The 25,891-nt window shown below is 66.0% G+C and carries 25 protein-coding genes; 10 read left to right on the top strand and 15 right to left on the bottom strand.

Annotation, left to right across the window (positions count from 1 at the left end; all coding sequences use genetic code 11):
• The first annotated feature begins 85 nt into the window (after positions 1-85).
• A complete protein-coding gene (locus tag LOC56_RS10485) occupies positions 86-1,330 on the top strand; it encodes an MFS transporter (RefSeq protein WP_229952197.1) in 1,245 nt (414 codons plus the stop codon).
• 26 nt (positions 1,331-1,356) lie between these two features.
• Here LOC56_RS10485 and LOC56_RS10480 read toward each other — a convergent pair whose 3' ends face one another.
• Positions 1,357-1,812 (bottom strand): PGPGW domain-containing protein, encoded by a 456-nt coding sequence (locus LOC56_RS10480; protein ID WP_229952196.1) that lies wholly within the window; start codon positions 1,810-1,812, stop codon positions 1,357-1,359.
• 93 nt (positions 1,813-1,905) lie between these two features.
• On the opposite strand from LOC56_RS10480, the gene LOC56_RS10475 reads away from it, so the two are divergent.
• From LOC56_RS10475 to LOC56_RS10465, 3 genes are all read left to right on the top strand, one after another.
• Entirely contained in the window at positions 1,906-2,310 is a 405-nt protein-coding gene (locus LOC56_RS10475) for a VOC family protein (protein WP_229952195.1), read from the top strand.
• Positions 2,311-2,451: 141 nt separating this feature from the next.
• On the top strand, positions 2,452-3,000 hold the full coding sequence (locus LOC56_RS10470) for a GNAT family N-acetyltransferase (RefSeq protein ID WP_229952194.1): 549 nt from the start codon (positions 2,452-2,454) through the stop codon (positions 2,998-3,000).
• Positions 3,001-3,009: 9 nt separating this feature from the next.
• Complete coding sequence (locus tag LOC56_RS10465) at positions 3,010-3,534, top strand: GNAT family N-acetyltransferase (RefSeq protein WP_229952193.1); 525 nt, start codon at positions 3,010-3,012, stop codon at positions 3,532-3,534.
• A 213-nt stretch (positions 3,535-3,747) separates the two neighbouring features.
• On the opposite strand, the gene LOC56_RS10460 is transcribed toward LOC56_RS10465, so the two are convergent.
• Complete coding sequence (locus LOC56_RS10460) at positions 3,748-5,568, bottom strand: immune inhibitor A domain-containing protein (RefSeq protein WP_229952192.1); 1,821 nt, start codon at positions 5,566-5,568, stop codon at positions 3,748-3,750.
• A 273-nt stretch (positions 5,569-5,841) separates the two neighbouring features.
• On the opposite strand from LOC56_RS10460, the gene LOC56_RS10455 reads away from it, so the two are divergent.
• Positions 5,842-7,563 carry a bifunctional metallophosphatase/5'-nucleotidase gene (locus tag LOC56_RS10455; protein ID WP_229952191.1) on the top strand — a complete coding sequence of 574 codons (1,722 nt, stop codon included), beginning with the start codon at positions 5,842-5,844 and terminating at the stop codon, positions 7,561-7,563.
• Between the two features lie 128 nt (positions 7,564-7,691).
• Positions 7,692-7,961, top strand: a complete 270-nt coding sequence (locus tag LOC56_RS10450) for a GlsB/YeaQ/YmgE family stress response membrane protein (RefSeq protein WP_229952190.1) — start codon at positions 7,692-7,694, stop codon at positions 7,959-7,961.
• A 124-nt stretch (positions 7,962-8,085) separates the two neighbouring features.
• On the opposite strand, the gene LOC56_RS10445 is transcribed toward LOC56_RS10450, so the two are convergent.
• Positions 8,086-8,328, bottom strand: a complete 243-nt coding sequence (locus tag LOC56_RS10445; RefSeq protein WP_229952189.1) for a hypothetical protein — start codon at positions 8,326-8,328, stop codon at positions 8,086-8,088.
• Between the two features lie 119 nt (positions 8,329-8,447).
• On the opposite strand from LOC56_RS10445, the gene LOC56_RS10440 reads away from it, so the two are divergent.
• Positions 8,448-8,948, top strand: coding sequence for a DinB family protein (locus LOC56_RS10440; protein ID WP_229952188.1), 501 nt, complete (start codon positions 8,448-8,450; stop codon positions 8,946-8,948).
• Here the strand turns inward: LOC56_RS10440 and LOC56_RS10435 are convergent.
• Positions 8,945-9,490, bottom strand: a complete 546-nt coding sequence (locus LOC56_RS10435) for a GNAT family N-acetyltransferase (RefSeq protein WP_229952187.1) — start codon at positions 9,488-9,490, stop codon at positions 8,945-8,947. The genes LOC56_RS10440 and LOC56_RS10435 overlap by 4 nt on opposite strands.
• Before the next feature lie 38 nt (positions 9,491-9,528).
• A complete protein-coding gene (locus tag LOC56_RS10430) occupies positions 9,529-9,963 on the bottom strand; it encodes an SRPBCC domain-containing protein (RefSeq protein ID WP_229952186.1) in 435 nt (144 codons plus the stop codon).
• A gap of 64 nt (positions 9,964-10,027) precedes the next feature.
• On the opposite strand from LOC56_RS10430, the gene LOC56_RS10425 reads away from it, so the two are divergent.
• Complete coding sequence (locus LOC56_RS10425; RefSeq protein WP_229952185.1) at positions 10,028-10,573, top strand: GNAT family N-acetyltransferase; 546 nt, start codon at positions 10,028-10,030, stop codon at positions 10,571-10,573.
• Between the two features lie 187 nt (positions 10,574-10,760).
• Complete coding sequence (locus LOC56_RS10420) at positions 10,761-11,300, top strand: hypothetical protein (RefSeq protein WP_229952184.1); 540 nt, start codon at positions 10,761-10,763, stop codon at positions 11,298-11,300.
• Between the two features lie 25 nt (positions 11,301-11,325).
• Here the strand turns inward: LOC56_RS10420 and LOC56_RS10415 are convergent, their stop codons facing one another.
• The 9 genes from LOC56_RS10415 to LOC56_RS10375 all read right to left on the bottom strand — a co-directional run bounded on the left by LOC56_RS10415 (position 11,326) and on the right by LOC56_RS10375 (position 21,079).
• Positions 11,326-12,648: an HRDC domain-containing protein gene (locus LOC56_RS10415; RefSeq protein WP_229952183.1), complete on the bottom strand. Its 1,323-nt coding sequence runs from the start codon at positions 12,646-12,648 to the stop codon at positions 11,326-11,328.
• Positions 12,649-12,729: 81 nt separating this feature from the next.
• Positions 12,730-13,353 carry a DUF3000 domain-containing protein gene (locus tag LOC56_RS10410; protein WP_227922807.1) on the bottom strand — a complete coding sequence of 208 codons (624 nt, stop codon included), beginning with the start codon at positions 13,351-13,353 and terminating at the stop codon, positions 12,730-12,732.
• Positions 13,354-13,476: 123 nt separating this feature from the next.
• Positions 13,477-14,559 (bottom strand): threonine aldolase family protein, encoded by a 1,083-nt coding sequence (locus LOC56_RS10405; RefSeq protein WP_229952182.1) that lies wholly within the window; start codon positions 14,557-14,559, stop codon positions 13,477-13,479.
• 35 nt (positions 14,560-14,594) lie between these two features.
• Positions 14,595-15,368: an SDR family oxidoreductase gene (locus LOC56_RS10400; RefSeq protein ID WP_229952181.1), complete on the bottom strand. Its 774-nt coding sequence runs from the start codon at positions 15,366-15,368 to the stop codon at positions 14,595-14,597.
• Positions 15,365-16,774, bottom strand: coding sequence for a DUF6421 family protein (locus LOC56_RS10395; RefSeq protein ID WP_229952180.1), 1,410 nt, complete (start codon positions 16,772-16,774; stop codon positions 15,365-15,367). The genes LOC56_RS10400 and LOC56_RS10395 overlap by 4 nt, the downstream gene beginning before the upstream one ends.
• A 197-nt stretch (positions 16,775-16,971) precedes the next feature.
• A complete protein-coding gene (locus LOC56_RS10390) occupies positions 16,972-17,178 on the bottom strand; it encodes a hypothetical protein (RefSeq protein WP_229952179.1) in 207 nt (68 codons plus the stop codon).
• 266 nt (positions 17,179-17,444) lie between these two features.
• Positions 17,445-19,076: a peptide chain release factor 3 gene (locus tag LOC56_RS10385; protein WP_229952178.1), complete on the bottom strand. Its 1,632-nt coding sequence runs from the start codon at positions 19,074-19,076 to the stop codon at positions 17,445-17,447.
• Positions 19,077-19,163: 87 nt separating this feature from the next.
• Positions 19,164-20,456 carry an MFS transporter gene (locus LOC56_RS10380; RefSeq protein ID WP_229952177.1) on the bottom strand — a complete coding sequence of 431 codons (1,293 nt, stop codon included), beginning with the start codon at positions 20,454-20,456 and terminating at the stop codon, positions 19,164-19,166.
• Positions 20,453-21,079, bottom strand: a complete 627-nt coding sequence (locus LOC56_RS10375; protein WP_229952176.1) for a winged helix-turn-helix domain-containing protein — start codon at positions 21,077-21,079, stop codon at positions 20,453-20,455. The genes LOC56_RS10380 and LOC56_RS10375 overlap by 4 nt, the downstream gene beginning before the upstream one ends.
• Before the next feature lie 501 nt (positions 21,080-21,580).
• On the opposite strand from LOC56_RS10375, the gene LOC56_RS10370 reads away from it, so the two are divergent.
• Positions 21,581-22,747: an acetyl-CoA C-acetyltransferase gene (locus LOC56_RS10370; RefSeq protein WP_229952175.1), complete on the top strand. Its 1,167-nt coding sequence runs from the start codon at positions 21,581-21,583 to the stop codon at positions 22,745-22,747.
• Between the two features lie 121 nt (positions 22,748-22,868).
• On the opposite strand, the gene LOC56_RS10365 is transcribed toward LOC56_RS10370, so the two are convergent.
• Positions 22,869-25,886: an alpha-mannosidase gene (locus LOC56_RS10365; RefSeq protein WP_229952174.1), complete on the bottom strand. Its 3,018-nt coding sequence runs from the start codon at positions 25,884-25,886 to the stop codon at positions 22,869-22,871.
• Positions 25,887-25,891: the final 5 nt, after the last annotated feature.

Raw genomic sequence — 25,891 nt, 5'->3', positions numbered from 1 at the left:
CATCCGTCGAACCCGTCCTCTTGTGCTGTCAGGTAACCCCTGACAGGATGTCAGGCATTACCTGACGTTAACGAGGGGGAGCCGCGTGGCAACTGAACAACTTCCGGAATCGGCGACGATCCGGGTCCGGGGCGGACGTTCCTTCCGCTTCCTCGGGTCCACCGCCGCGGCGGAGGGGTTCGCGGACGCCCTGACCCGCACGGTCCTGCCCATCCTTGCGGTTGCGGTGCTGGGTCTGGGACCCGGATTCGTGGGTATTCTCAACGCCACCGGAATTGCGGCCTTCCTGCTGCTGGGTGTGGGTGCCGGAGTGGCCGTGGACCGCATCGGCAAACCGCTGCTTGCGATGGGTGCAGCTTCCCTGCTGCGGTGCGGAGTCCTGCTGTTCCTCGCCGGCGGTGTCTGGCAGGGGTGGCTCTCAGGAATCGGGTTGTTCGCCGCGGCCGTGCTGATCGGCATTTCGGACCTCCTGTTCACTACCGCCCATTCCACCGTTGTGCCGGTGGTGTCGGGACCGCAGGGAATGAAGCGCGCCTACTCTCGGCTGGCCATGGTCAACCAGACGACGACGGCCGGCGGGGCTGCTGCCGCGGGCACCGTTCTGGGCATGATGGGGATGCCGGTGCTGCTCCTCACCGGCGCTGCGGCCTACGCCTCGTCCTGGCTGCTTCAACACGGAATCCGGTTGCCTGCGGCTGCACCGGTTCCCGGGCGCCCTGCACGGGTGCTGGCCCGCCGTGGATTCGCCACGCTGAGGCGCACCCCTGCGCTGCGGGCGCTGACCCTGTCGGCCTGCCTGACGAATGCCGGTGCCATGGTCGGCAACACTGTCCTGCCGGTCTATCTGCTGCGCGACCTGGCTGTTGCGCCGTCGGCCTTTGCGGCACTGGGTGTGCTGTCCGCTCTCGGAGCCGTTTCCGGTGCCGCGGCCGCGCCGTACCTCAGCGGCCGGTTGGGTCTGAGAGCGCTCAGGGTAGGTGCCGCCCTGCTCTCGGTGCCCGCCGTCCTGCTGGCAGTCTTCTGTTCGGTCCTTCCCGGACCGGATCTGGTGTGGATGGCAGGTTCAACCCTGGCCTGGGGCTTCCTGGTGGCCCTGTCCGGTGTCGCGGGGGCGGAAGTGCTGCCCCGGACGGTCCCGCAGACTGAGCTGGCTACGGTGGGCGCTGCACAACGGACGCTGACCCTCGGGGTGATGCCCGTGGCTGCACTGCTTGCCGGGACGGCGGCAGCGGCAGCGGGCACCGGGCCGGTGCTCTGGCTGTGGGCACTGCTGGCCGGGCTGGCCGCGCTCCCGGTCGCCTTTGCCAAGTCCCTGGACCGGTTCCGCTGAACGGGGGTGCCCCCGGCCTCGAGGGCCTACTTACGGGATGACCCCGAATGGCGGAAGCGCACATAGCTGTAAACAATCAGGGCCAGGCCTATGACGCCCGACGCAATCAGGGTTCCACCTGTCACCCACCCGCCGGGCAGCCACCAGGAATCCTGCAGCGGCCACCAGTGCGGCACCTGCCGCCAGAGCCCCCAGATGACGCCGGCGGCCATGACTGCCAGTCCACCGCTGACAGCAACGGCAATCCGCGGGGTGGTCTGCACCCCCTGTGCGGCCGCACGGAAAGCACGCTCTTTCACCGGGTGCAGCCAGCGGTGGGCCCACGCATAACGCAGGGACAGGACGGCGAGACCGGCCACCACCATGAGCAGCCCCGGCCCGGGGAGCACCAGGGCAGCCACGCCCAGAATCACCAGAGACCATCCGGCCACCTCAATGCCGGTGCGGCGCAGCCATGCTGGAATCCGTTCCGTCCTGTTCATGGGGCCAGCCTTCCACACCAACCTGCGAGTTGGCCGCGTGGGAAACTGTTGCCACTCCCGTGGACGGAGGCTGGCGTCCGCTAGCATTCCCCCATGGTGAACATCGTCTGGTGGGAAGTCGAGACCGAGGTCCCCGAGAAGTTCATGTCGTTCCATTGCGATCTCCAAGGTTGGACGTTCGCCCCCGCGTTCGAGGATTCAGAGCTCGACGCGAGCTACTGGATCATCAGAAGCGGCGAGTCGGGAATCGGCGGTCTTCAGCGCGCAACCGAAGGAACAGCGCCTACGGCCGGAACAAGGGTCTATTTCGAAACTGATGACCTTGAAGGCTTCCTCTCACGAGTCCGAGAGCTCGGCGGCCAAGTCGAACGAAGCAGAACTGACCTCGGCGGCGATGACCGCTGGTTCGCAACGTTCCAAGATTCATGCGGGGTGTCCTTCGGCGTATGGACTGATAGAGCCAAACAGGTAATCACCTCGCCTACGCCGGGCTGCTGACGGAAGTCCTGGCCTCGGGACTCCGGAACCTGGGCACTGCGTCCGGGTAGTCCTGGCGTTGCGCCTGCCGGAGGTCCAGAGGCGACTCGCGGCGGTATGCGCTTTACGCAGTGACCAGGAACACGGGAGCTACGCTGAAGTGTGCTTAGCGACCAGTTCCCCGCCACGCAGCTGCTGCACGGCGTCCGGCTTCAGATTGCGGACCTAACCGACGCCGAAGCGCTCGCCGCCGCCTATCAGCGGAACCGGAGTTATCTGGCGCCCTTTGAACCGCTCCGGGAAGACTCGTTCTTCACCCCGGCCGGCCAACGCTCGGTCATCCGGTCGAAGCTGGTCCAGCATGCAGCGGGTACGGAGGTTCCCTGGGTCCTGGTCCATCAGGAGCGGATCATCGGAACCATCACCCTCACCGGGATCGTCGGCGGTCCCTTCCAATCGGCCAACCTCGGCTACTGGGTTGACGGCGACTACGCCGGACGGGGGATCGGCACCGCAGCGGTGGCGTCAGTCATCGAACTGGGCCGAAGCCAGCTGGGGCTGCACCGGATCCAGGCAGCAACCCTGCAGGACAACGCTGCGTCGCAGAAAGTCCTGGCCCGCTCCGGGTTTGAGCGGATCGGCATGGCACCTGACTACCTTCGAATTGCCGGAGAGTGGCGGGACCACCTGCTCTTCCAGCGGATCCTTTAGGCGGGAGCGATGACGGGTATCCTCCGGGCCGAGCTGATCACCACTGACCGCTTCACGCTGGAACCTTTGGGAGTGCACCACGCTGCGGAAATGACGAAGGTGCTGGCCGGCACAGCCATCTACAAATACATCGGCGGTCAAGCACCGACAGCGCAGGAGCTGGCGAACCGGTATGCCGCCCAATCGGTTGGATCATCTCGGGACGGCCGCCAGATCTGGCTCAACTGGATTATCCGTGAACAGGGCAGAAGCATCGGATTTGTCCAGGCCACAGTGGAGGCGGACGGACCGACGTCGGACGTTGCGTGGGTGGTGGGCGAGGCGTTCCAGGGGAGGGGCGCTGCCACCGAGGCCGCCCATGCAATGGTCACCTGGCTGCGGCACCAACAACCACGGATCCGAATCACGGCATCCATCCATCCGGAAAACACTGCCTCATCCTCCGTCGCCCGCCACCTGGGCCTCACCCCAACCGGCGATCTCGACGCCGATGGCGAAGAATTCTGGGACGACTCCCCACCAACTGGGGCATAACGATTAGGGACGACGGCAACAAGGAAAAGGCAGGGCCTCGAATGTACCGAGGCCCTGCCTTTTCGATCGTGCGGTGACGCTGGGAGTCCCGCCGTAGGGGTCTGGCGGAGGCGGCTTTAATATTCCAAGCGAGCTCTGCGAGCTCTGGAATTTCGTTGCCGCCGGAGCCAGGCCCGTAGGCGGGCCAAGCCGCTGGAACCAGCCAGGGGTGAACTAATTCACCCGCACCGTCATCATGCCCTTCGGATTACTGTTCACCACGGTGATCTTCGTGCCCGTTCCTGCCACCACCACGCTCGCCTGCGGGTTCGCGGGATCGTAGTAGGCATTCGGATTGGTGTCATCGAATACCGGTACGCCGGGACGGGACGGTGCCTGCAGGGTGGTCATCCCGGTTGCGGTTTCCCGGTGCAGGAGAATCGGATCCGTGGCTTCCTTGCCGAATGTGGCATCGAAGCTCTGGATGCGGTTGCGGGCGATGGTGCCGTCGGAGAACCTGAGGGTCTGCGGATGCGAGTCAACCGGAAGGATCAGGCCCGAACCCGGGTGCTGACGGGTGTTGTTGTTCCGCTGTCCCGCGTTCCAGTACGTGACCAGCAGGCCGTCCTGGTACGGATAGTGTTCCACCCGGTCCGGGGCGCTGACCGCCCAGCCGAAGTTGTACGGGCCGGTCCGCAGTGTGTCGTCATAACCCATGTACTGCCGGTTTTCGGCAATGTAGTAACGGCCGTTTCCGGCGGCATCCCGGGGCAGCGTGACCACCAGGGCCTGCTGTTTCTTGGTCGCGTGGAAGGCCGGGCCGAGCTTGTGGGTGGACTTTGTGCCGGCGGCCGCGGTGTCGTAGTCCAGCCAGCCGAGCTGCAGCTTTTCCCAGGCGCCCATGTGGTTCGGTGTGGTGCCGATTGTTCCGTTGCCGTGGCCCAGCCAGGAACCGGAGCTCATGAGCGTCCAGAATCCGGTGCTGTTTTCGCCGCCGCTGGTGTCGTAGAGATCCGGAAGTCCGAGGTCATGGGCGTACTCGTGTGCAAACACACCGAGCCCGCCGTTTTCCGGTTCCGTGGTGTAGTCGCGGATCCAGACCTTTGAATCGCCGATCCGGATACCGCCGAACGGGTTGGTCGCGGGTCCCTGCGTGCCGGCGCCGGCCTGGCCCACTGACCAGCGGTGTGACCAGATGGTCGACGTCGGAGCGCCGGCCTCCTCGCCCTCGCCTGCATGGATGGCCTGGAAGTGGTCGATGTAGCCGTCGGGCTCATCGAAGTTGCCGTTGTTGTTGTAGTCGTAGCGGTCCCACTGATCGAACCCTGCCAGGTAGGCGTCGATATCCGCGGGGCTCTTTCCGGCAGCAATCTGCGCGTCGTACCAGGCATCGGCGGCGTCCTGCACGAAGCGGGTCATGTCCTGCTGGCTCTCCGTCTCCCCGTAGCTGGCGGAGTTGTAGGGGACCGTAACCCAGTCGCTGACATCGCCGTCGACCGTGTAGCGGCCGCTGGACATCTCCTCATAGAGGGTTTTCAAGGATTCTTCCTGCGGATGGAAGAACATATCGAGATAGTGCTGCCGGTCGAAGTCCGGCTCCCAGTACGTCGAGTTGTCCACCGCGCGGTTCGGTTCCGGAATCTGGTTGTGCTGCGGGCCGGCGGGCGCGGCCTGGAAACGCGGATCCACTTGGTCGCCGAAGTCGATCAGGAAGGACAGGATCTGGTCGCTGTCCTCCAACCCGTACTCTGCCCACTGGCCGGGGGCCACCTGCACGGCTTTTGACCCGCCGCGCGTCTGCACGGGCGCTTCTGAGCGGAGGACTTTTTCAATGGCCTGCTGGTTCAGTTGGCGGCGTTCGTCGGCTGCCGGATCGGAACGGTCGTCGGCTTTGGCGGCGTTCCCGTCCGAACCCGGCGCGGCGGAGAATCCACTGGGCGCCGGCGCCGGTTTGGCCGGGGCGGCTACGTCCGCCACCGGGGAGAGAACAACGGCACTGCCGATGGCCAACACCAATGCGCACCGGAAACTCCGGTGCCTGTTTTCGTTATTCAAGGCTTCCCCTTAGTGCAGCGTGTGAGTGAGGTCTGATTACGTTACGTTTTGAATGTCGCCTGTTGGGCAAGACTGACCGGTGTTTTTCTATTTGGTGAGAAGTGGAAGCAAAAGAACGCCCGGGTCTTCCGGAATGGAACTTTTACCTGTAAGGGCTCCTAAGGGGACATTTACACGCACTATGAGGAGTTGTTTAGATTGATGCATTCATCCGCCCGTCGCCGGGGTGCTGCCACCGCAGTCACCGCGGCCGTGGCAGTTACACTCGTGTCGATGACACCCGCAGCAGCCGCGCCGCCTGAGCATGCCGGCAAGGACCAGAAAACCAGTGTCACGGTTATGGGAACCTCCGACATGCATGGCTATGTCGAGAACTGGGACTATTTCAAGGACGGCGAATACGACGACGACGCCCACAACGACGTCGGATTGGCTAAGGTCTCCACGCTGGTGGACTCCGTACGCGCAGACCGCGGTGTGGAATCCACCATGCTGATAGATGCCGGCGACACCATCCAGGGCACCTCCCTGACGGACTATTTCGCCAACACGGAACCGATTACCGAAACCGGGGAAATCCATCCCATGGCTGCGGCAATGAATTCGATGGACTATGACGCCGCGGCGCTGGGCAACCATGAATTCAACTACGGCCTCGAATTGCTGCGCGAGTTTGAAGGCCAGCTGGACTTCCCGCTGCTCGGCGCAAACGCAGTCGACGCAGCAACGGACAAACCCGCCTTCACCCCGTACATCATCAAGACAGTCAAGACCAAGGGCAACAAGCCCGTGAAGGTCGGGATTCTGGGACTCACCAATCCGGGGGTTGCCATTTGGGACAAGAACAACGTTGACGGGAAGCTCGAATTCCCCGGCATCGTGGAGCAGGCACAGAAATACGTTCCGGAAATGAAGGCCCGAGGCGCCGACGTGGTGGTGGTCAGCTCCCACTCGGGAACCTCCGGCACCTCCTCCTACGGCGACGATCTGCCGCTGGAAAACGCCTCCACCCAGCTGGCGGAAACCGTGCCCGGCATCGACGCCATCCTGGTGGGGCATGCCCATCAGGAAATCCCGGAACGCTTCGTGGCCAACAAGACCACCGGCGAGAAGGTCCTTCTGACCGAGCCGCTGAACTGGGGCATGCGCCTGTCCGTAATGGACTTCGAACTGACGAAGGTGCGCGGGCAGTGGGACGTGACCTCGGCGTCAGCGTCCCTGTTGAACGCCAACACCGTCGAGGCGGACCCCGTGGTCTCCAAGCTGGTGGCCGAACAGCATCAGCGCGTGATCGACTACGTGAACACGCCCGTCGGCAACGCCACCGAGTCGATGCCCGCGGAGGAGTCCCGGTACCGCGACACGGTCGTGATGGACTTCGTGAATTCCGTCCAGGCCCAGGCGGTGGACCGGGCGCTCGACGGCGGCCCCAACGCCGACCTGCCGGTGCTCTCGTTGGTGGCACCCTTCAGCCGCACCGCGGAAATCCCCGCCGGTCCGGTCACCATCCGGGACCTTGCCGGTTTGTACGTCTTCCCGAACACCCTGTTCGGCGTGGAAATGACCGGCGCCCAGGTCAAGGAGTACCTGGAGTACTCGGCGAAGTACTTCGCCCAGACCGCCCCCGGCGCCCCGGTGGAACCCGCCACCCTGACCAACGCCGGCGGCACCCCCGACTACAACTACGACATGATGTCCGGCGTCGACTACGACATCGATATCAGCCGCCCGGTGGGGGAGCGCATCGTCAACCTGAGCTTCAACGGGACTCCGGTGGATCCGGCCCAACGGTTTGCCGTGGCAACCAACAACTACCGGCAGTCCGGCGGCGGGAACTTCCCGCACATTTCCACGGCTCCGGTGCTGGTGAACCAGCAGACGGAAATCCGCCAGCTGCTCATCGACTATGTGGTGGCCCAGGGGACGGTGGATCCGGCTGATTTCGCGGAGAACAACTGGCGACTGGTACGCAACGGGGTGCCTGTCTTCGAATAGCCGGACGCCGGGCGGAAATAGACAGTACGCTTAGGAAATCCTGTGGGTCTTGTCTAAGATTGATGGCAGAACGGATTTGCGGGAGTTCCCGCCTCCGTTGCATGTACCGCTACGAAGGGACCAGAACCATGATCGGATTCATCATTGCAGGGCTTGTTATCGGAGCCCTCGCGCGGCTGATCAAGCCGGGCCGGCAGAACCTGGGAATTGTTGCGACCCTCCTTCTCGGCCTCGTCGGCTCCGTCGTCGGCGGAGTCATCGCCAGCCTGCTGGGCACCGGCGACATTTGGGAGCTCAACATCCTTGGCTTCATCGTGTCCGTTGTCGCCGCCGTCCTGCTGATCGGCGTCGCCGAGGGTGTTGCCGGCCGCGGCAAGGGCAACCAGGTACGCCGCTAGGCCCGCGCCATTAACTAAGCCGTCCCGGCACTCGACGCATACGCGTTGGGTGCCGGGACGTTTTGTGTTCAGAGGCTGCTGTTACAGCCGGAAAACCATGCCCGGGGAAGGCTGGGGGGGCGGTCTAGACCGAAACCGGCTGCGGGGTGCTCTGCTGCTGCGCCGGGAGCTCCGGCCCTGGGCCGGTATCGGCCTCTCGATCTTGAATCTCCGCCTGGAGCGACAAGTAGAAAGCTAGCAGCCCCTCAACGACTGGGCCGTCTTCAAGTTGGATAAACGCCTGATCACACAAGGATTCGAGCGTGCTGTCCGTCATAGCGGAAAAATCCGGGAAAAGGTCAATCGAAACAATGGGACGTTGGGTCATTGAGTGTCCTAAACAGAGGAACCCAGGCCCGTGTCTAAACCAAGGAAGTACTACGGTAACCTGTTCGGCCCCCTATGTAAATACGGCCGGTCCGGGGAGAGCTCGATTAGATTGTGCCTATGGAAAATGACACGCGCGTGGAACCGCTCGAGACAGCAGGTGAACGCGAGACCCTGATCGGTTTCCTGGACTACTTCCGGGCCACGGTGCATCTCAAGGCGGCAGGACTTAGCGACGCCGACGGCGCCAAGCAGCTGCTGCCCTCGCTCACGACGGTTTCCGGACTGGTACAGCACTTGACCGACGTCGAGCGGCTCTGGTTCCAGGACCGCATCGACGGGCAGCAGGGGGTGCCGCTCCGTTGGTCGGCAGAGGATCCCGACGGTGAGTTCCGCGTCTCCGAGTCAGACAGCCTGGTCCGGCTCCTTGCCGATTATGAGGCGGCCTGCGGCCAGTCGCGGGAGGTGCTGGCGCGGTATGGCCTGGAGGACCGGTGCCGGGGCGGAGACAAAGGACAGAGCGTGCGCTGGGTCCTGGTCCATATGATTGAGGAAACCAGCAGGCACTGCGGGCACCTGGACATATTGCGCGAGCTGCTGGACGGCTCGACCGGCGACTAGTCCGACAGGGGCGTGCTGTTCGAAGCTGACCTGGTCCAGTAGTGCATCTTGACCAGCGCACCGCGCTGGCGTTGCTGCTCGGTCCGTACCGGATGGAAGCCGGCCCGGCGCGCAACCGCCTCGCTCAGGCTGTTTCCGTAAATAGTGCGCAGGGCGACCTCGGGGATGCCGCTGGCCAGTGCCCAGTCGCTGAGTCCGCGGGTGGCAGCAGTGGCGGCGCCCCGGCCGCGTCCGGAGGGCAACAGCGCATACATTAGCTCCGGCGTGCCGTCCATGGTGGAGGAGATTCCCGCTGTGCCCAGCACCTCCTCACCCTGCCGCAGCGAATACCGCGCCAAGAGGCTCTCGCCGCGTGCTTCCGCTGCCCGGTTCATCCGGTAGCGGGCTCGATCATCGCTGAGGTCCGGCGGGAAGAGGGTCCAGCGGATGACGTCGTCGTCCCTGGACAAGGCCTGCTCGAGGCGCCAGTCCGCAGCCGTAAGGATGTGGAGGGTGAACCTCCCCACCTGGAGCATGTCCGGGGTCGGTGTGAGAAGCGGCATCCGTCATTATTGCGCTCCGAGATGCGGCTACCCAACCCCTACACAGGTTCGGTGTGTCCGGCCACGGGAATTGCTTCCAACAGAGTCTTCAGCCCGGCGTAAATGCCCGGTGTGTCGTGTTCCACGGAGGTGGCAGAGGCGCCGTGCAGCCCGGTGATGCGGACAGTCAGGTCGCATCCGTCTCCGGCTTGTTGCAAGGTGTATTCGAGGACGCCGGGGGCTTCGCGTGCCACCGTTCCATCCCACTGCGGGTTGAAAGTAAGTGACAGGCGTACGGGCGCCTCGACTACCAGGACTGACCCCGTGATCAGGTCCTCGCCGTCGTAATGGAAGGCATAGGAACTGCCCTCGGCCAACGATCCGATCAGGACAGAGTCCCACATCCAGGCCCTCGGGATATCGGTGGCAGTCAATTCCGCCCAGACCCGCCCGGGAGGGGCGGCAACGTGCGTGCGGTAAATTGTCTCGTCCATAGTGGATCCGCTTTCCTGTGGGGCGGCACTTCCAGACGCCGTAGCGGTTGACAATAATCCATACATGCCCGAACCGCTATCCCTCCGCCGACGTACCGTGGATGACCTGGAAACCATCCTCAGCTGGATTCCCGACGACGCCGCCCTTTTGATGTTCACCGGTCCCCGGATGGTCTGGCCGCCAACCGGTGCGCAGTTCGCGGACCTGGCTGCCGTGCCGGGACTCACGGCGTGGGTTCTGTGTGCCGGGCGGACACCACCGCTGGGTCAGGCCGAACTTCGGGTAGAGAACGGCAACGCGCATATTGCGCGGGTCATCATTGACCCGTTGCTCCGCGGGCGGGGCCTCTCGCAGCAGTTGATGGGGCTGGTGCTGGAGCAGGCGTGCGCACAGGGTGCCCGGAGCGCGCGGCTGAAGGTCACCAAGGGGAACGCGGTCGCCCTGCGTGCCTACCGGCGGCTGGGGTTCGTGATCGACCCGCGCGCGGAAACCGCGCAGGCTTGGGTGCTTGAACTGGACCTACGTTCTCCAGCCGCACCAGCCCCTCCTGGATCGGTTCGTCCCACGTCACATGGGAGGTCGGCGCCCGGTCCGCCGCGCGCCCGGTGATGTTCACCCGATGCAAATAGGGGATGACCACGGCGCTTTTCCACCGGCCCGAGAGCCCTGCGCCGCCGCCGGGTACTTCCCGCAGCAGGCAGGCGAACTCACCGCGTTCCCGGAAACGTGCCTCCCAGGGCCGGGTGCCGAAGCGTCGCAGCCACACCTGAAACAGGAACAGCGACGGAACGAACCAGTGCCTTTCAGTGAGGAAAGGGAGGCCGGGTTCTACGAATGCTGCGAACAGCACGGCAAAAGCCGGCGCATGGTCACCGCCGCATCCGTCGTCGCGACTCTCTGCGCCAGCCATTTCTTCGGTGCCCCGTACACGGGCCTGGACGAAAAGGGACTAAAGGGCTCGGCATTTGGCTCGGAGGTTGTTTTCAACCAGGACGAGTCGCTGTCCGGGCGTCTCCCTAAGGCGGTAGAGAAGCTCGAGGCCATGGCCGTTCCAGGCAGGCAGCCGTTTATCTATGTGGGGCACGATGCCGGCACTGATCCGCTGCTGATGGCGCAGTGGTCGCTGACGCTGCAGGGTATCTGGTCAGAAGGCGTTCAGCCGGCAATTTCCATGCTGAAGCCCTTGTACAAGGGTCCTCAGCGGGTTCCCGATGCCATCAAGCCGATTCTGGAGTCCTCGATGGACCTTGACGTGGTTGTGGACCCGGAACTGGTGGCCCCCCTGCAGCAGTGGCTGCCGGAGCAGGCCCACCGGATTACCACCTGGAAGCAGTAGGGAAGCCGGCCCGGGGCAGTACCCGCTAGCGGCCGCGCTGACCGGCGGCTTTGTCCTCAGCCGGCCTTTCCTCCAGCGGGTCCGGATCGAGGAAGGCCACGGTGAGGACGGCAGCGGTCTGCTCGATCTGCCACTCCCGGGCACCGAGTGCGCGCAGGGCAGCGCCCACGGTCTCCAGATCGATCTCGGCAGGCGGCCGCCAGGCCAGACGCCGCAGATGGTCCGGCGTGAGCAGGTTCTCCAGCGGCAGGTTCAGCTTCTCCGCCAGAGCGGAGAGCCGCGGTTTGGCGGTCTGCAGTCGGGCAGCGGCAGCCGGATCATTCTTGGCCCAGACGCGGGGAGGCGGCGGGGCATGGGTCGGGATATGCAGCGGGGGCAGGTCCGCGGTAGAGCGCGCCGCAGAGATGCAGCGCAGCCAGCGCGGTGCCTCCTTCTGTGCGGCACGGCCGTGGAAACCGGGGGTCTTGAGCAGCTGCGGCACCGTCGTCGGCATGGCCCGGGCGGCAGCGACGATGGCCGAATCCGGAATCAGCCGGCCGGGTGCGGTGTCCCGCAGTTCGGCCAGGTGCTCGCGTTCGGTCCAGAGTTCGCGGACGGCGGCCAGCTGGCGGCGGTCCCGGAGCTGGTGCATGCCGGAAGTGCGGCGCCAGGGGTCCACCCTCGGGGGTGCCGGCGGAGCGGTACGGATGGCTTCGAATTCCTCTTCGGCCAGTTCCAGCTTGCCGGCTTCCTTCAGCACCCGGATCAGTTCCACGCGCAGCTCGGCGAGGACCTCGACGTCGAGCGCGGCGTAGCGCAGCCACGGTTCGGGCAGCGGACGGGTGGACCAGTCGGCAGCCGAATGTTCCTTGGCCAGCGAGAAGCCGAGCAGGGCTTCGATGACGGCGGCCAGGCCCACGCGGGGAAGTCCGGCGAGGCGGGCCGCAAGTTCGGTGTCGAAGAGCTTGTCGGGCCACATCCCCAGTGCCGAAAGGCAGGGCAGGTCCTGGGTCGCGGCATGCAGGATCCATTCGACGCCGCTCAGGGCCTCGTTGATGATGCGCAGGTCGTCGAAGGCTTCCGGATCGATCAGCCAGGTACCTGCGCCTTCGCGGCGGATCTGGACCAGGAACGCTCGCTGGCCGTAGCGGAATCCGGAGGCGCGTTCGGCGTCGACTCCGGCCGGTCCGGTGCCCGCGGCCAGGGCGGCTGCGGCCCGTTCGAGGCCGCGCTGGGAATCAATGACCAGCGGCACGCCGTCCCGCGGCATTTCCAGCACCGGAATCGGCTGCGGCTCCGGCTGCTCCCCGGCTGGGTCGGGTGTGGTGCTGGACTGATTTTCGGTCTTGCCGGGTATGTGCGCGGTCATAAGGATTCCATTCTACCGAGGAAGGCAGCGGCTGCGGACAGCAGGGACAGCCGTCGGGTCCGCCGCCGCGGCAGGTGCCGCTCAGCTCCGGCGTCGGCCGGGAAGGGGCGTGACGCCGTCGGGCAGCGGGGGCAGGCCGGCGAAGGTGCACACCATGTCTGACCAGGCCTCCAGATGGGACTGCACGTCGGCGTCGGCCGGGGTCCAGGAGGCGCGGAGTTCTATGTCGATCGAATCGTCCCGGCGCTCGAGGGTGCCGTAACTCTCCGACAGCACCCGGGTGGCCGTTCCGCCGGCCATGGAATACCGGGCGTTGTGCTGCTCCAGCGCTTCCACCAGCCAGGTCCAGGCGACGGAGCCGAGCAGTTGGTCATTGCCCATGTCCGGTTCCAGCTCGGCGCGGATATAGGTGACGATGCGGAAGGTGCCGTTCCAGACCGGGGAGCCGGCGGGATCGTGGAGCAGTATGAAGCGTCCGGTGGCCAGCTCAAGTTGGTCGGGGACCGGCGGGGCTGCAGGTCCGTGCAGGCTGCCGGGACCGACGGGTCCGGGAGCCAGCACCTCGGCGCCGAGGGAAACCGCATACGGGGCCAGCCGCGTGGGTGCCGGGATTTCTTCCAGCTTCAGCTCCGCCCGGCAGGCCGCCCGGCGCAGGGCGCCGAGCGCGGTCAGGAAATCCGGGGGCACCTGGGACAGGTCACCTATTGCACTCACCTCCGCAGACTACGGGCTGTGCAGCACCGGGGGCGGGGCAGGCTCGCCGCTGTGGCCGTTTCGTTACCTGCCGTCCGCTCCGCGGCAGCGGCCGGACGGCAGGTAACGAAAGGCTTAGCGTGCGGCCAGCGGTGCCGGATCCGCAGCGACTTCGCGGGCAATGGCCGCAGCGAAGGCATCAACATCATCCTCGGAGGTATCGAAGGTGCACATCCAGCGGACCTCGCCGGTGGACTGGTCCCAGTCGTAGAACCGGAAGTCTCCGCGCAGCCGGTCGGCGACCCCGGCGGGCAGCTTGGCGAAGACAGCGTTGACCTGGCTGGGCTGGGTGATTTCCACCCCGTCGATCTGCTCGACGGCGGCCCGGAGCCGACTCGCCATGGCATTCGCGTGCGAGGCTGAGCGGTGCCACAGATCCGTACCGTACAGGGTGATGAACTGGGCGGAGATGAACCGCATCTTGGAGGCCAGCTGCATGTTCATCTTGCGCAGGTAGTCCAGCCCGGGGGAGGCCTCCGGGTCGAACGTGATGATGCACTCGCCGTACATCATCCCGTTCTTGGTGCCGCCCAGGGAGAGGATGTCCACGCCGGCATCTGCAGTCATTTCCTTAAAGGACACGCCCAGCGCTGCGGCTGCGTTGCCCAGCCGGGCACCGTCCATGTGCAGCTTCATGCCGCGTGCGTGGATGTGGTCCGCTATGGCGGCGATTTCCTCCACCGTGTACAGCGTGCCGAGCTCGGTGGACTGGGTGATGGAAACAGCCAGCGGCTGCGCGCGGTGCTCGTCTCCCCAGCCCCACGCCTCGCGGTCGATCAGCTCGGGCGTGAGCTTGCCGTCGTCGGTCGGGATGCCCAGCAGCTTCATGCCGCCGATCCGCTCCGGTGCGCCGTTCTCGTCCACGTTGATGTGCGCCGTCGTCGGGCAGATGACCGCGCCCCAGCGGGGCAGCAGGGACTGCAGGGCAATGACGTTCGCGCCGGTGCCGTTGAAGACCGGGAACGCGCGGATATGGTTGCCGAACTGGTCGGTCAAAACCTCGCGCAGCTTCGTTGTGTAGACATCTTCGCCGTAGGCCACCTGGTGGCCTTGGTTCGCGGCGGTCAGTGCGGCGAGGATTTCCGGATGGACGCCGGAGTAGTTGTCGGAAGCAAAAGCCTTAATTGCGGTGTCGTGCAGGGGGAGTATGTCAGTCACGGTTCCTAGTATCTCTTACGTTGATGTAGTTCAGGTCACGTGGACGGTACGAGGCGAATCCGCTGCCCGTTGACCTCTGCGGCATCCTGCTGGAAGAGCCGGACGACGGCGGCGGCCAGGTCCGCGACGTCGGTGTAGCCGGGGAACCTGCGGTCCGGGGCGGCGGCGCGCTCAGTGGAGTCCACCAGTGCCTTGACCACGAAGACGACGGCTGCGGAGCGCTGGGGTTCCGGGTCTTCCTTCCGGCCGGACTGGGCGCTGCGGAAACCCGCGGCGATGGCCCGGACCCATGCTTCGGCCGCAGCTTTGGCAGCCGAATATCCTGCGCCTGCGGCCGTGGGGGACTCCACCGCCGTGGAGGAAACGATCGCCAGCCGTCCGTCCGGGGAAGCCTCGAGCTGGTCGTAGAAGCTGCGGCTGACGTTGCGCAGGGTGCGCAGGATGTTTGTTTCCAGGAAGTCCCAGTCCTGCTCGCTCTGGGAGCCGATGCCGGTACCGGCCCGCCAGCCCCCCACGAGGTGGATCAGTCCGTCGATCCCGCCGTAGGTTTCCTGCATGTCGGCCGCCAGGGCCGCCACCTCGCCGGCGTCGCTGAGGTCGCAGGTGCGCAGGTCGGCGTCATACAGGCGGAACAGCGTGTTCTCCAGCCGTGCCGCATCGCGGCCTACCGCAACCACCTTGGCACCCGCCGCCTCCAGGGCTTCACAGACGGCGGTGCCCGAGGCACTCCCGGCACCGGCCACCAGGACGGTCCGGCCCTTCAGCGGGGCCGCGCCGGTCTCTGCTGCCGTGCCGGGTTCAGTGCTCATTCGCGGGTGTCTCCCGTGCTGTAGCCGGTAATCCCGGCCGTGGACTCGATGACCGGGGCCATCTTTTTGGACAGGGCTTCGTAGAACATGGAGAGCGGGAACTCGTCGTCGAGCACCTGGTCGGTAAGGCCGCGCGGTGGTCCGTCCAGCGGCAGGGCCTGCGGGCCCTGCGCCCAGACCGAGGCCGGGTTCGGCGTCAGGGTTCCTGCCACCAGATCGTACGCCGCAAGCCAGTGCGCCGTCTTGGGGCGGTCGATGGAACGCCAGTAGAGTTCCTCGATTTCCGCGCCGAGCCGGACGACGACGTCGGCCGTTTCCTCCCAGTCGATGCTTAGCTTTCCGTCGGTCCAGTGGAGTACGTGGTTCTGGTGCATCCAGGCGAAGAGCAGCTGGCCGCCGAGTCCGTCGTAGTTGCGCACCCGGCTGCCGGTGATCGCGAAGCGGAAGATGCGGTCGAAGATCACCGCGTACTGGACCAGCCGGGCGTGCCGGCGGGTTTCCTCGGGGGCGTCCTCGTCGTGCTGGATCTTCACGGCCTCGCGGAAGGCGGTGAGGTCGCAGCGCAGTTCCTCCAGGGAGTAGAGGAAGTAGGGCATGCGCTGTTTGATCATGAACGGATCGAACGGCAAGTCCCCGCGCATGTGGGTGCGGTCGTGGATGAGGTCCCACATGATGAAGGTTTCCTCGGTGAGCTGCTGGTTATGCAGCAGCTCGGCGGCCTCGGCGGGCAGCTGCAGCGAGGTGATATCCGCTGCGGCAGCCAGGACCTTGCGGAAGCGGGCAGCCTCGCGGTCCGCGAAGATGGCGCCCCAGGTGAAGGCGGGGGTTTCGCGCACGGCCACGGTTTCCGGGAAGAGCACCGCGGAGTTGGTGTCGTAGCCGGGGGTGAAGTCCAGGAAACGGATCGGGACGAAGAGCCCGTTGGAGTACTCGCCGGCCTCGAGCCCGGCGACGAACTCAGGCCAGATGACCTCGATCAGGACGGCTTCCACGAGGCGGTTGGTGCTGCCGTTCTGCGTGTACATGGGGAAAACCACCAGGTGGGCAAGCCCGTTCACACGGTCCCGCTGCGGGGCGAAAGCCATCAGCGAATCGAGGAAATCGGGTTCCTTTTCCAGTCCGCCGGCCACCCAGCGGTCAAAGTCCTCCACGACCAGGTGCAGGTATTCTGCGTCGTGCGGGAAAGCCGGCGCGAGGGCCGTGACGGCAGCGGCAATGGTTCCAATCAGTTCGGCTGCCTGCCCGTGGTGTTCCGGGTCCACCGAGCCGTTCTTGTTCTGGAGCGGCTGAAGGGCCGTGGCCGCCTGTTTCAGCGCCGTCCAGGCTTCGGATTCCTCGGGCCGGACGTCCCCGGGAACGGCGGCAAAAACCGGGCGGGAGAGGGAGGGGAACACTGAGGAGGACATGGTGCTGTGCCTTCCGGGAAGGGCCTTCCCGTGAGACCGGGGGCGGCAGATGGAGTAGTTGCGGCCAGCATACTCACAAATTCCTAACGCTTACCTGAAAACCGCTCAATGGTAAGGAATACTTATGGTCGTGCCGATGTGGCCGGGGTCACTCCAGTGGTTTTGCTTCGGTTTGGGGTCAGGCTGTTGCCCGGGTGCTAGCTGTCCACAGTGGGCATCTCGGGGATGGCGCTTTCCATGCGTTCGGGAGTCCAGTACCCCGCCTCGTCGAGCGGTGCCGTGTCGGCGCTGGACAGGCCGCACGGATCGGGGTCAGTGGGCGTTGCCTCCGGGGCCGCCTCATCCGGCGGGACAGATTGGACCGCCGGTGCAGGTTCTACGGGGGTGGCCTGATCGGTCGGCACAGCGTCCGCGCCGCTCGGACATCCTGTCTGCGGGGCAGGTTGCACCGCAGTCTGGCCCGGCAGTGCGGGGTCCATGGTCCCGGCTGGTTGAGCCGGCACCGCGTCCGCGCCACCCCCGCATCCCGTCGTCAGCAGTGAGGCAGCCAGGAGTGCACAGCAGGCAACTATCCCGTTACGCATCATTCGGGCAGGCTAGCGCACAAAGGAACCGAACGGTGCGCCCCGGGGATCTTTTCGTGGATGCCGACGGCGGCGAGCAGCAGCGCCTAGTAGCCGCGGCTGCTGTTCGGGGACTCGGTGCCGATCACTGTCAGGCTGATGTCCGGATGGTTCTTCTCCACGCGGCGCAGCGCCCAGACGTCGTTGAACACGGCCACGAACGCGCCGTCCGTACGCACCAGCACTTCGGCGCCGTGCACGTTGCTGAGCTTCTCCGCGGCGTCGGCCGTGGTGAGCCGGGCCAGCGAGTAGGAGAGCTGCTCGTAGCGCATGGGCGCGTTGAAGTCCTGCGTCATGCGGTCCTCGACCACTTCGAACTGCATCGGGCCGACGGCGGCCAGCACCGGAGCCTGATCGCCGCGCCGGTCCGAGCGCAGCACCTGGATGATGCCCTCGTGCTCGAGCTGGTCGATGCCGCGCCGGAACTGCTTGTAGCGGCTGGGGTCCTGGGACCGGGCCACGCGGAAGTGTTCGGGGGAGAAGAACGGAATGGGCGGGTATTCCACCGGTTCCTCGACGTAGAGGCTGTCACCCACCCGCAGGGCGGACGCGTTGACCAGCCCGACGACGTCGCCCGGGTAGGCCTGGTCGATCACTTCGCGTTCGCGGCCGAACAGGTGCTGGGCGTACTTGGTGGCGAAGGTCTTGCCGGTGTTGGAGTGCGTGACCACCATGCCGCGTTCGAAGATGCCGGAGCAAACACGGATGAATGCCACGTGGTCGCGGTGGGCCTTGTTCATGCCGGCCTGCACCTTGAACACGAAGCCGGAGAACGGCGCCTCGACGGGGCGGAGCCCGCCGTCCTTGTCCTCGCGGGCGGAGGCCGACGGCGCCAGGTCCACCAGGGCGTCCAGGATCTGCTTCACGCCGAAGTTCAGGGCTGCGGAGGAGAAGAGGATGGGGGTGGCCTTGGCGTCCAGGAACTTGTTGCGGTCGAACCCGCGGCCGTCGATGACCAGCTCGGCTTCGTCCAGCGAATCGGTCCAGACATCGCCTTCGCGGGCCAGGGCGTCTTCGGGGCTGAAGTGTTCTTCCTTCGCGAGGGAGGCGCCGGAGTTCTGCCGCTCGAAGTGGACGTATTCGTCCTTCTGCAGGTCCCACACGCCGCGGAAGTCGCCGGCGATGCCCACGGCCCAGGTCAGCGGCATCGGCTCGAGGCCGGTGCGTTCGGTGATTTCGTCCATGAGGGCCAGCGGGTCCAGACCGGGCCGGTCCCACTTGTTGATCACGGTGATGATGGGCAGGTTCCGGGCGCGGCAGACCTCGAAGAGCTTCATGGTCTGGGTTTCCAGGCCCTTGGCGGCGTCCACCAGCATCACTGCGCAGTCCACGGCTGCGAGGACACGGTAGGTGTCCTCGGAGAAGTCGGCGTGGCCGGGGGTGTCCAGCAGGTTGATCACGGTGTCGCGGTAGGCGAACTGCAGGGCCGTGGAGCTGATGGAAATGCCGCGGTCCTTTTCCATCTGCATCCAGTCGGAGACCGTTTCGCGGCGGTTTTCCTTACCGTTGGTGGCACCGGCAGTGCCGATCACCCGGGCGTGCAGGGCCAGCGCTTCGGTGAGCGTGGACTTACCGGCGTCGGGGTGCGAGATCACGGCAAAGGTACGCCGGCGGGCGGATTCCTTGACGATCTCTTTGGTGGCGGTGGCGCTGACGGGGGTGGAAACCTGTTGGGACACTCCGCTGCTTTCAGACTCTGGTGGGTGGGACTGCCGGCGGGGGAACTGCTTGCTGCCGGGCAGTCGGCTGCTCAGAACACAGCTTTTTCATTCTACCCGCCCTCCGTGGGGCACCCGGACGCGTGTGTGGGTGCCGCCGTCGTCGCCGTCGTCGCCGTCACCAGCGTCTCCGACCGACCGCGCGTGCCGGGAGAGCAGGGGGACAACCGCGAGCAGGCAGCCGACGGCCATGGCCGTCACCAGCATCTGGTAGGGCAGGATCCCGATCAGCACCGCCGCAAGCAACGAGGCTCCGACCTGGGGGAGGTTGGTCATTACCTGCGTGACGGCGGCGGTCCGACCCTGCATGCCGGGCGGTGTCTCTTCCTGCCGCAGCGTGACAAAGGCGATGATCATCCACGAAGCGCCCGTGCCGACCGCCGCAGCGCCGACCAGCACCAGGGGCAGAAAGGTAAGCGCGGTGGTGAGTACGCCGCCGGCGAGCAGGGCGACGCCGAAGATCATGCACCGACGGACCCCGAAACGCCGGATCACCAGACTTGCCGTGAGCCCGCCCAGAACGGCCATGACTCCCTGCGCGCCCAGCAGCACGCTGAGGAATTCCGGAGGACTGCGCAGGCCCTGCTCCACCGTGGCGAAGATGGTCACGTTCAGGATTCCGGTGGCACCCATGGCGATACCCAGGGTCAGCAGGGCGCGGCCGAGCAGGCGGTGCCGGGCCATGAAACGGACACCCGCCGTCGTGCTCCGCCAGAACGTCTCGCCGACATCCTTGGCGTGAACCGTTTCGGCCAGTTTCAGGGTGGCCAGGATCAGTGCGGCCGCAAGGAAGCAGGCGCTGGCGAGCAGTACAACGGTGTGCATTCCCCAGAGGGCGAGCATTCCGGCTCCCGCCAGCGGCGAGACGATGCGCAGTCCCTGGTCGATGCTGCTCAGGATGCCGTTTGCCGGGGTGAGGAGGCGGGTGTCCAACAGGTCGCGGAGCAGTCCGGATTGGGCAGCTGCGGTGATGTAGGAGGAAATGGCGTAAACGAAGATGACCGCATAAACCAGCCACACGGTGTCAACGCCGCGGACAGCCAGGAGAGCCAGGATCACGACGCCGGCGCCCAGGTTGTTGAAGATAAGCAGCGGTCGACGCCGGTAACGGTCTGCCAGCCGGCCGGTGAAGGGTGCCAGCAGCGCGGGCAGACCGAGGGCCGCGAAGACGAGGCCTGCGGCGGCGTCGCTGCCGGTGAGCTGCTTGACCCAGATGGCGGCGGTCAGGAACAAGACGGAGTCGCCGAAGTTGGAGAACACCCACGCAAACGCCAGTCTCCGGAAGCCGGGAACGCGCAGGGCGTCACGGTTGGTGCCCACAGCCGGCGGCGTCGTTGTCATTCCTGCCCCGGATCAACATTGAGGACGGAGAACAGCCGGACGGGGACAGCTCCTTCGGGGCGTTGGTCCGGGTTCTCCCAGCGGCCTTCGAAACGTCGGGCCAGCTGCCACAGGTCCTGGCGCAGCTGCAGGATTTCCTCGTGGGTCGCGTAGGCACGGGCCTCGTGCACCGTGGACACCTCGAGGTCCTCCGGGGGAAGCGCGGGGGAGCGGCGGAGCCAGGACTGGATCCGTCTCAGCTGGCGGTCCACCTCTATGGCGGCCACGGCGGAAACCGCGTGCACAGAGCCGGGCGCCTCCGGATCGATGACGTGCGACCGGTGCAGCGCGACCGTCTTCCATGGCTTTTCCCGCCCCGGCTGCTGGACCTGTTCGATGTAGCCGTGTCTGGCCAGGATGCGCAGGTGGTAGGAGCAGCTGGCTACGGATTCGCCGATGGCTGCGGCGCACTCGGTTGCCGTGGCCGTTCCGACGTCGTCCAGGTGCCCGAGTAGTTCCAGACGGACCGGATGGGCCAGGGCGCGGATCTGCACCGGATCGGCGAACATCTGCTCACCGGACGCTCCCGGGGTTGCCGCATGCTGTCGAGGGCCGGGTTCCGCCGGGTCCGGGGTCTGGGTCATGGGTTGAGGCTAGATGCTAAAGAACTCTTTAGCAATGGTTCTTTAGATAGAAGTTGGGGTCGGGGGTCAGCGGAGGACTGGGACTGTGTGCGGGTCGGCGGGGTCGCGGGGATGAGGCGGACCGTGTTGGTGCTGGGCGGGTCGGGAATCCCTGCGATCTGTCGTAATTCCTGCGGAATGTCGCAATCCCTGCGCCGCGCCGCGCAGGGATCCGGACAAACCGGAGGGAATCGGACAAACCGGAGTGAATCGGGCCGGGCGAGCCGTGGGCAAACCGCAGGGATCCGGACAACCGCAGGGAAACCGAGAAACCGGAGGATGCAGGTCCGGAGAATTGCCCAGCCCAGCCAGCGGCACAGCCGTACATACCGCTGGTCTGGTTACCGGCCCAGCAGAATCGCCTATTGTGGTGCACGGCACATGCCTTCCGCATCGAGTGCCGCACCCGGGTTCGAAAGACTTGGGACCCATCTGCCTTACAACGACGAAAGGCCCTCGACTATGGCTGAAGCGTTCATCATCGACGCCGTCCGCACCCCCGTCGGCAAGCGCAACGGGGGTCTGAGCAAGATCCACCCGGCGGACCTGGCCGCGCACGTGATTGCCGAAACGGTCCGCCGCACGGGGATCGACTCCGAAGAGTATGACGAGGTCATCCTCGGCGCCATTGACCAGGTGGGACCGCAGGCCATGGACATTGCCCGCACCTCCTGGCTGGCAGCGGGTCTGTCCGAACGCGTTCCCGGCACCACCGTTGAGCGCCAGTGCGGCTCCGGTCAGCAGGCCGTGTCCTACGCGGCGCAGGCCGTCATGAGCGGCACCAGTGATCTCGTGATTGCCGGCGGCGTGCAGAGCATGTCCTCCGTCCCGTTGTCCTTCGCCAACTCCGCAGCCAAGGAGCTGGGCTTCCCGAACCCGTTCGCCGGCTCCGTGGGATGGGAAAAGCGCTACGGGAACCAGCAGATCTCACAGTTCATCGGCGCGGAGATGATGGTGAAGCAGTGGGGGCTGACCCGCGAGGAGATGGAGGACTTCGCCGTCGAATCCCACGTCCGCGCCATCGCTGCGCAGGCCGAGGGCCGCTTTGACCGGGAAATCCTGCCGATGAACGGCGTCACCGCGGACGAAGGTCCCCGGGATCCGGACCGCGCCAAGATCGCCACGCTTGCACCCCTGGCCGAGGGCGGACACCTCACCGCTGCGACCTCCTCGCAGATTTCCGACGCCGCCGCCGTGCTGCTGGTCGCGTCCGAAGATGCGGTGCGCCGCTACGGGCTGAAGCCCCGCGCCCGGATCCACTCCATTTCCGCCCGCGGGGATGATCCGGTCATGATGCTCAGCGCCCCCATTGAAGCGACCCGCCATGCACTGAAGCGCACCGGCATGAGCATCGAGGACATGGACCTGCTGGAAATCAACGAGGCATTCGCCTCCGTGGTGCTGGCCTGGCAGCGGGAGCTCGGCGTGGATATGGCCAAGGTCAATGTCAACGGCGGCGGCATCGCCCTGGGCCACCCGATCGGGGCCACCGGCGCGCGGATCATGACGACCCTGCTGCATGAACTTGAGCGCACTGGCGGCCGCTACGGGCTACAGACCATGTGCGAGGGCGGCGGCCAGGCGAACGTCACCATCATCGAGCGGCTGGACGAGGGCTTCCGGCTGTAAGACGCGGGGAGTTCGCATCGAGTCTGCAACATTTACCGATATTCGACCCCAAAACGGTAAATGTTGCAGACTCGATTGCTGAAACGGTAAATGTTGCAGAATCGATCCGGGAACCGGCCCGTCAACGGACCCGGAACCGCAGCGTCACCAGCTCGAAAGGCCGCAGCGACAACTGGACCCCGCCGTCCCCGGCATCGCCCACGGCCACAGAGTCCACCGGACGTTCCAGCAGGTCCGTCGCGGCAACTGAGGAGTAGTCGAAACCGGCCGTGACCCGCGCCGTCGCCCGCCCGCCGAACGCTTCATAAAGCCGGACGACGACGTCGCCGCTGCGGTCCTCTGCGAGCTTCACCGCCTCGATCACCACCGCGGGATGCTCTACCGCCAGCAGCGGGACGGTATCGGCGGCAGCAGCGCCGGATACCGTGCGCAGCGGCAGGTTCAGCCGGTAGCCCTCCGACACGGCCTCGGGAATCCCTGCAGCCGGCCGGAGCGAGAACCGGAACCGGTGCGGGCCCTGGTCCGTGGCCGGATCCGGGAACACCGGAGCGCGGAGCAGCGACAGCCGGACCGTAGTGCAGGTCCGCCCGTCCACCTCGTCCCGGATCGTATCGTGCCCGTAGGTCCGGTCATTGGCCACGGCGACGCCGAATCCGGGCTCCCCGACGTGGATCCAGCGGTGCGCCACTGTTTCAAAGCGCGCCGCGTCCCAGGAGGTGTTGGCATGGGTGGGGCGGTACAGGTGGCCAAACTGGATTTCCGACGCCGCGCGGTCCGCATGCACGTCCAGCGGAAAGGCGAGTTTGAGCAGCTTCTGCCGCTCGTGCCAGTCCACATCGACAGTGAGGTCCACCGCCGTACCGTCCGGGCTGAGCCTAATGCGCTGCACCAGGGTGGAAGCGCCGAAAGACCGCTCGATGCTCAAGACCCGGCCATCATCTTCGAGCTTTATGGCGTCGGGCTGCATCAGCTCGGTGCTGCTGAACCGGTAGTGTGCGTCCAGGTCCCACGCGTCCCACTGGTTGGGGGTGTCGCGGAAGAGCTGGAAGTGGTTTCCGGGCCGGCCGGGCAGGAACACTTCCCGGCCGTCGGCAACGAGGGAGGTAAACAGTCCTGCGTCGTTCACGGTCAACCGTAGACGGGGACCGGACAGCTGCCAGCCGGAGTCGGTGCGTTCCCAGCTGCCGGAGCTTTCCGCAAAAGCCGACGCCGCTGCCGCACCTCCCGCGGGCACGCCCTGCTGCGGATACGGACCCGCATTCAGCACCGCCATGGTGTCGCCGCTGCCCAACAGGGTCCCGGCGGCGTCCTCGATCACCGCCTCAAGTGTTGCCGCCACCCGGGCGTAGTTACGCTCGGCTTCCTGATGCACCCAGGCGATGGAGGTGCCGGGCAGGATGTCGTGGAACTGCTGGAGCAGGACCGTGTGCCAAGCCTGTTCCAGCACGTCGTAGGGGTACGCGGCGCCGGTGCGCACCGCGGCAGTCGCCGCCCACAACTCGGCTTCCCGCAGGAGGTGCTCGCTGCGCCGGTTGCCCTTTTTGGTGTTGGCCTGGCTCGTGTAGGTGCCGCGGTGAAATTCCAGGTAGAGCTCCCCGGACCATACCGGAGGCTCGGCCAGTTCCTCCTCGGCTGCGGCGAAAAACCGTTCCGGGCTGGAAAGCCGCACCTGCGGGGACCCTTCCAGGTCCGCGGTGCGCTCCGCCGCGGCGAGCATTTCCCGCGTGGGGCCGCCGCCGCCGTCGCCCCACCCGAACGGAACCAGGGACGTATTCCCGAAGCCCTTCTCGGCGTACTGGCGCTGTGCACGGGCCAGTTCCTGGCCGGAGAGCTCGGAGTTGTAGGTGTCCACGGGCGGAAAGTGCGTGAACAGGCGGGTGCCGTCGATGCCCTCCCAGAGGAAAGTGGAGTGCGGCATGGTGTTGGTTTCGTTCCAGGAGATTTTCTGCGTAAGGAACCACCGGGCGCCTGCGGCCCGGGCGATCTGCGGCAGCGCTGCGGAGTACCCGAATGAGTCGGGCAGCCAGACCACCTCGGGGTCCACACCGAACTCCTCCCGGAAGAAGCGCTTTCCGGCCACGAACTGCCGCGCCAGCGCTTCACCGCCGGGCAGGTTAGTGTCCGATTCCACCCACATCCCGCCGGTGGGCACGAACTGTCCGCTGCGTACCTTTTTTGCGACCCGGCCAAACAGGTCCGGATAGTGCTCCTTCAGCCAGGCGTACTGCTGGGCTGAGGAGGCAGTGAAAACGAAATCGGGTTCGTGCTCCATCAGCTCCAGCACATTGGCGAAGGTCCGGGCAACCTTGCGGACGGTTTCCCGCACGGGCCACAGCCAGGCGGTGTCGATATGTGCGTGCCCCACCGCGGAGATCCGGTGCGCGCTCGCATACGACGGGCTGGCCAGCACCGCGGCCAGCGCTGCCCGGCCGGCGCCGGCGGTGCCCGGGATGTCGGAGGGATCAACCGCATCGACCGCGCGTTCCATTGCGCGCAGGATTTCGTGCCGGCGGGGCAGGTCCATGGGCAGCTCATGCATTAGCCCGTTGAGGGTCCAGAAGTCCCTCGCCAGTTTCCAGGCCGGGACATCCAGCAGGGCGAGGTCCGCGGCGCGGAACACGTACAGCGGGGCGCTGCCCGCCGTCGTCCGGTCGCCCATGGGAGTGGGCGCGTAAGTGAAGCCCGCGATGACGTTGGGATTGGACGCGGCCTCGATGTAGTAGGTGAAGGTTTCGCCCGGCCGGTGGGGGAGCGGAACATACAGGTTCCGCGGTTCCACCGCCTTTACTATCGCTCCCTGCTCCGTGTAGACCAGCGCCTCGGCCTGGAAACCCGGGCCGTCGCCGTTGAACCCCAGATCGATGACCAGTTCCGGCCGGACGCCGTCCGCTTCGGCCCAGCCATCGGGTACCGTTCCGCTGACCCGAAACCATGTGGTGTCCCACGGGGCGCCCCAGGCCTGGCCCGCACTGAAGGGGAGGAATTCCCGGCCTGCTGCTTCCCCGAAGGACACCGGTTCGCCCGGTTCCGTCCATGCAGCAATGTCCAGCGGCCGCCGGTCTCGCCACCGCGCAGGTTCGAGCCGTTCCCTCAGGAACCGGCTGATGCGGGCTTCAACAAGTTCGCGGTTCGCGTGCACCGGCC

This window comes from Arthrobacter sp. zg-Y179 (assembly GCF_020907345.1).
Taxonomy (GTDB): domain Bacteria; phylum Actinomycetota; class Actinomycetes; order Actinomycetales; family Micrococcaceae; genus Arthrobacter_B; species Arthrobacter_B jinronghuae.
Note: the sequence above shows the minus strand (reverse complement) of the source record. Positions and strands in the feature narration are given on the sequence as shown.

Coding starts and splice junctions, on each gene's coding strand:
- LOC56_RS10480 (WP_229952196.1), bottom strand. CDS start 1,812: ATGAACAGGACGGAACGGATTCCAGCATGGCTGCGCCGCACCGGCATT.
- LOC56_RS10475 (WP_229952195.1), top strand. CDS start 1,906: ATGGTGAACATCGTCTGGTGGGAAGTCGAGACCGAGGTCCCCGAGAAG.
- LOC56_RS10465 (WP_229952193.1), top strand. CDS start 3,010: ATGACGGGTATCCTCCGGGCCGAGCTGATCACCACTGACCGCTTCACG.
- LOC56_RS10455 (WP_229952191.1), top strand. CDS start 5,842: ATGACACCCGCAGCAGCCGCGCCGCCTGAGCATGCCGGCAAGGACCAG.
- LOC56_RS10450 (WP_229952190.1), top strand. CDS start 7,692: ATGATCGGATTCATCATTGCAGGGCTTGTTATCGGAGCCCTCGCGCGG.
- LOC56_RS10445 (WP_229952189.1), bottom strand. CDS start 8,328: ATGACCCAACGTCCCATTGTTTCGATTGACCTTTTCCCGGATTTTTCC.
- LOC56_RS10440 (WP_229952188.1), top strand. CDS start 8,448: ATGGAAAATGACACGCGCGTGGAACCGCTCGAGACAGCAGGTGAACGC.
- LOC56_RS10435 (WP_229952187.1), bottom strand. CDS start 9,490: ATGCCGCTTCTCACACCGACCCCGGACATGCTCCAGGTGGGGAGGTTC.
- LOC56_RS10430 (WP_229952186.1), bottom strand. CDS start 9,963: ATGGACGAGACAATTTACCGCACGCACGTTGCCGCCCCTCCCGGGCGG.
- LOC56_RS10425 (WP_229952185.1), top strand. CDS start 10,028: ATGCCCGAACCGCTATCCCTCCGCCGACGTACCGTGGATGACCTGGAA.
- LOC56_RS10415 (WP_229952183.1), bottom strand. CDS start 12,648: ATGACCGCGCACATACCCGGCAAGACCGAAAATCAGTCCAGCACCACA.
- LOC56_RS10400 (WP_229952181.1), bottom strand. CDS start 15,368: ATGAGCACTGAACCCGGCACGGCAGCAGAGACCGGCGCGGCCCCGCTG.
- LOC56_RS10395 (WP_229952180.1), bottom strand. CDS start 16,774: ATGTCCTCCTCAGTGTTCCCCTCCCTCTCCCGCCCGGTTTTTGCCGCC.
- LOC56_RS10380 (WP_229952177.1), bottom strand. CDS start 20,456: ATGACAACGACGCCGCCGGCTGTGGGCACCAACCGTGACGCCCTGCGC.
- LOC56_RS10375 (WP_229952176.1), bottom strand. CDS start 21,079: ATGACCCAGACCCCGGACCCGGCGGAACCCGGCCCTCGACAGCATGCG.
- LOC56_RS10370 (WP_229952175.1), top strand. CDS start 21,581: ATGGCTGAAGCGTTCATCATCGACGCCGTCCGCACCCCCGTCGGCAAG.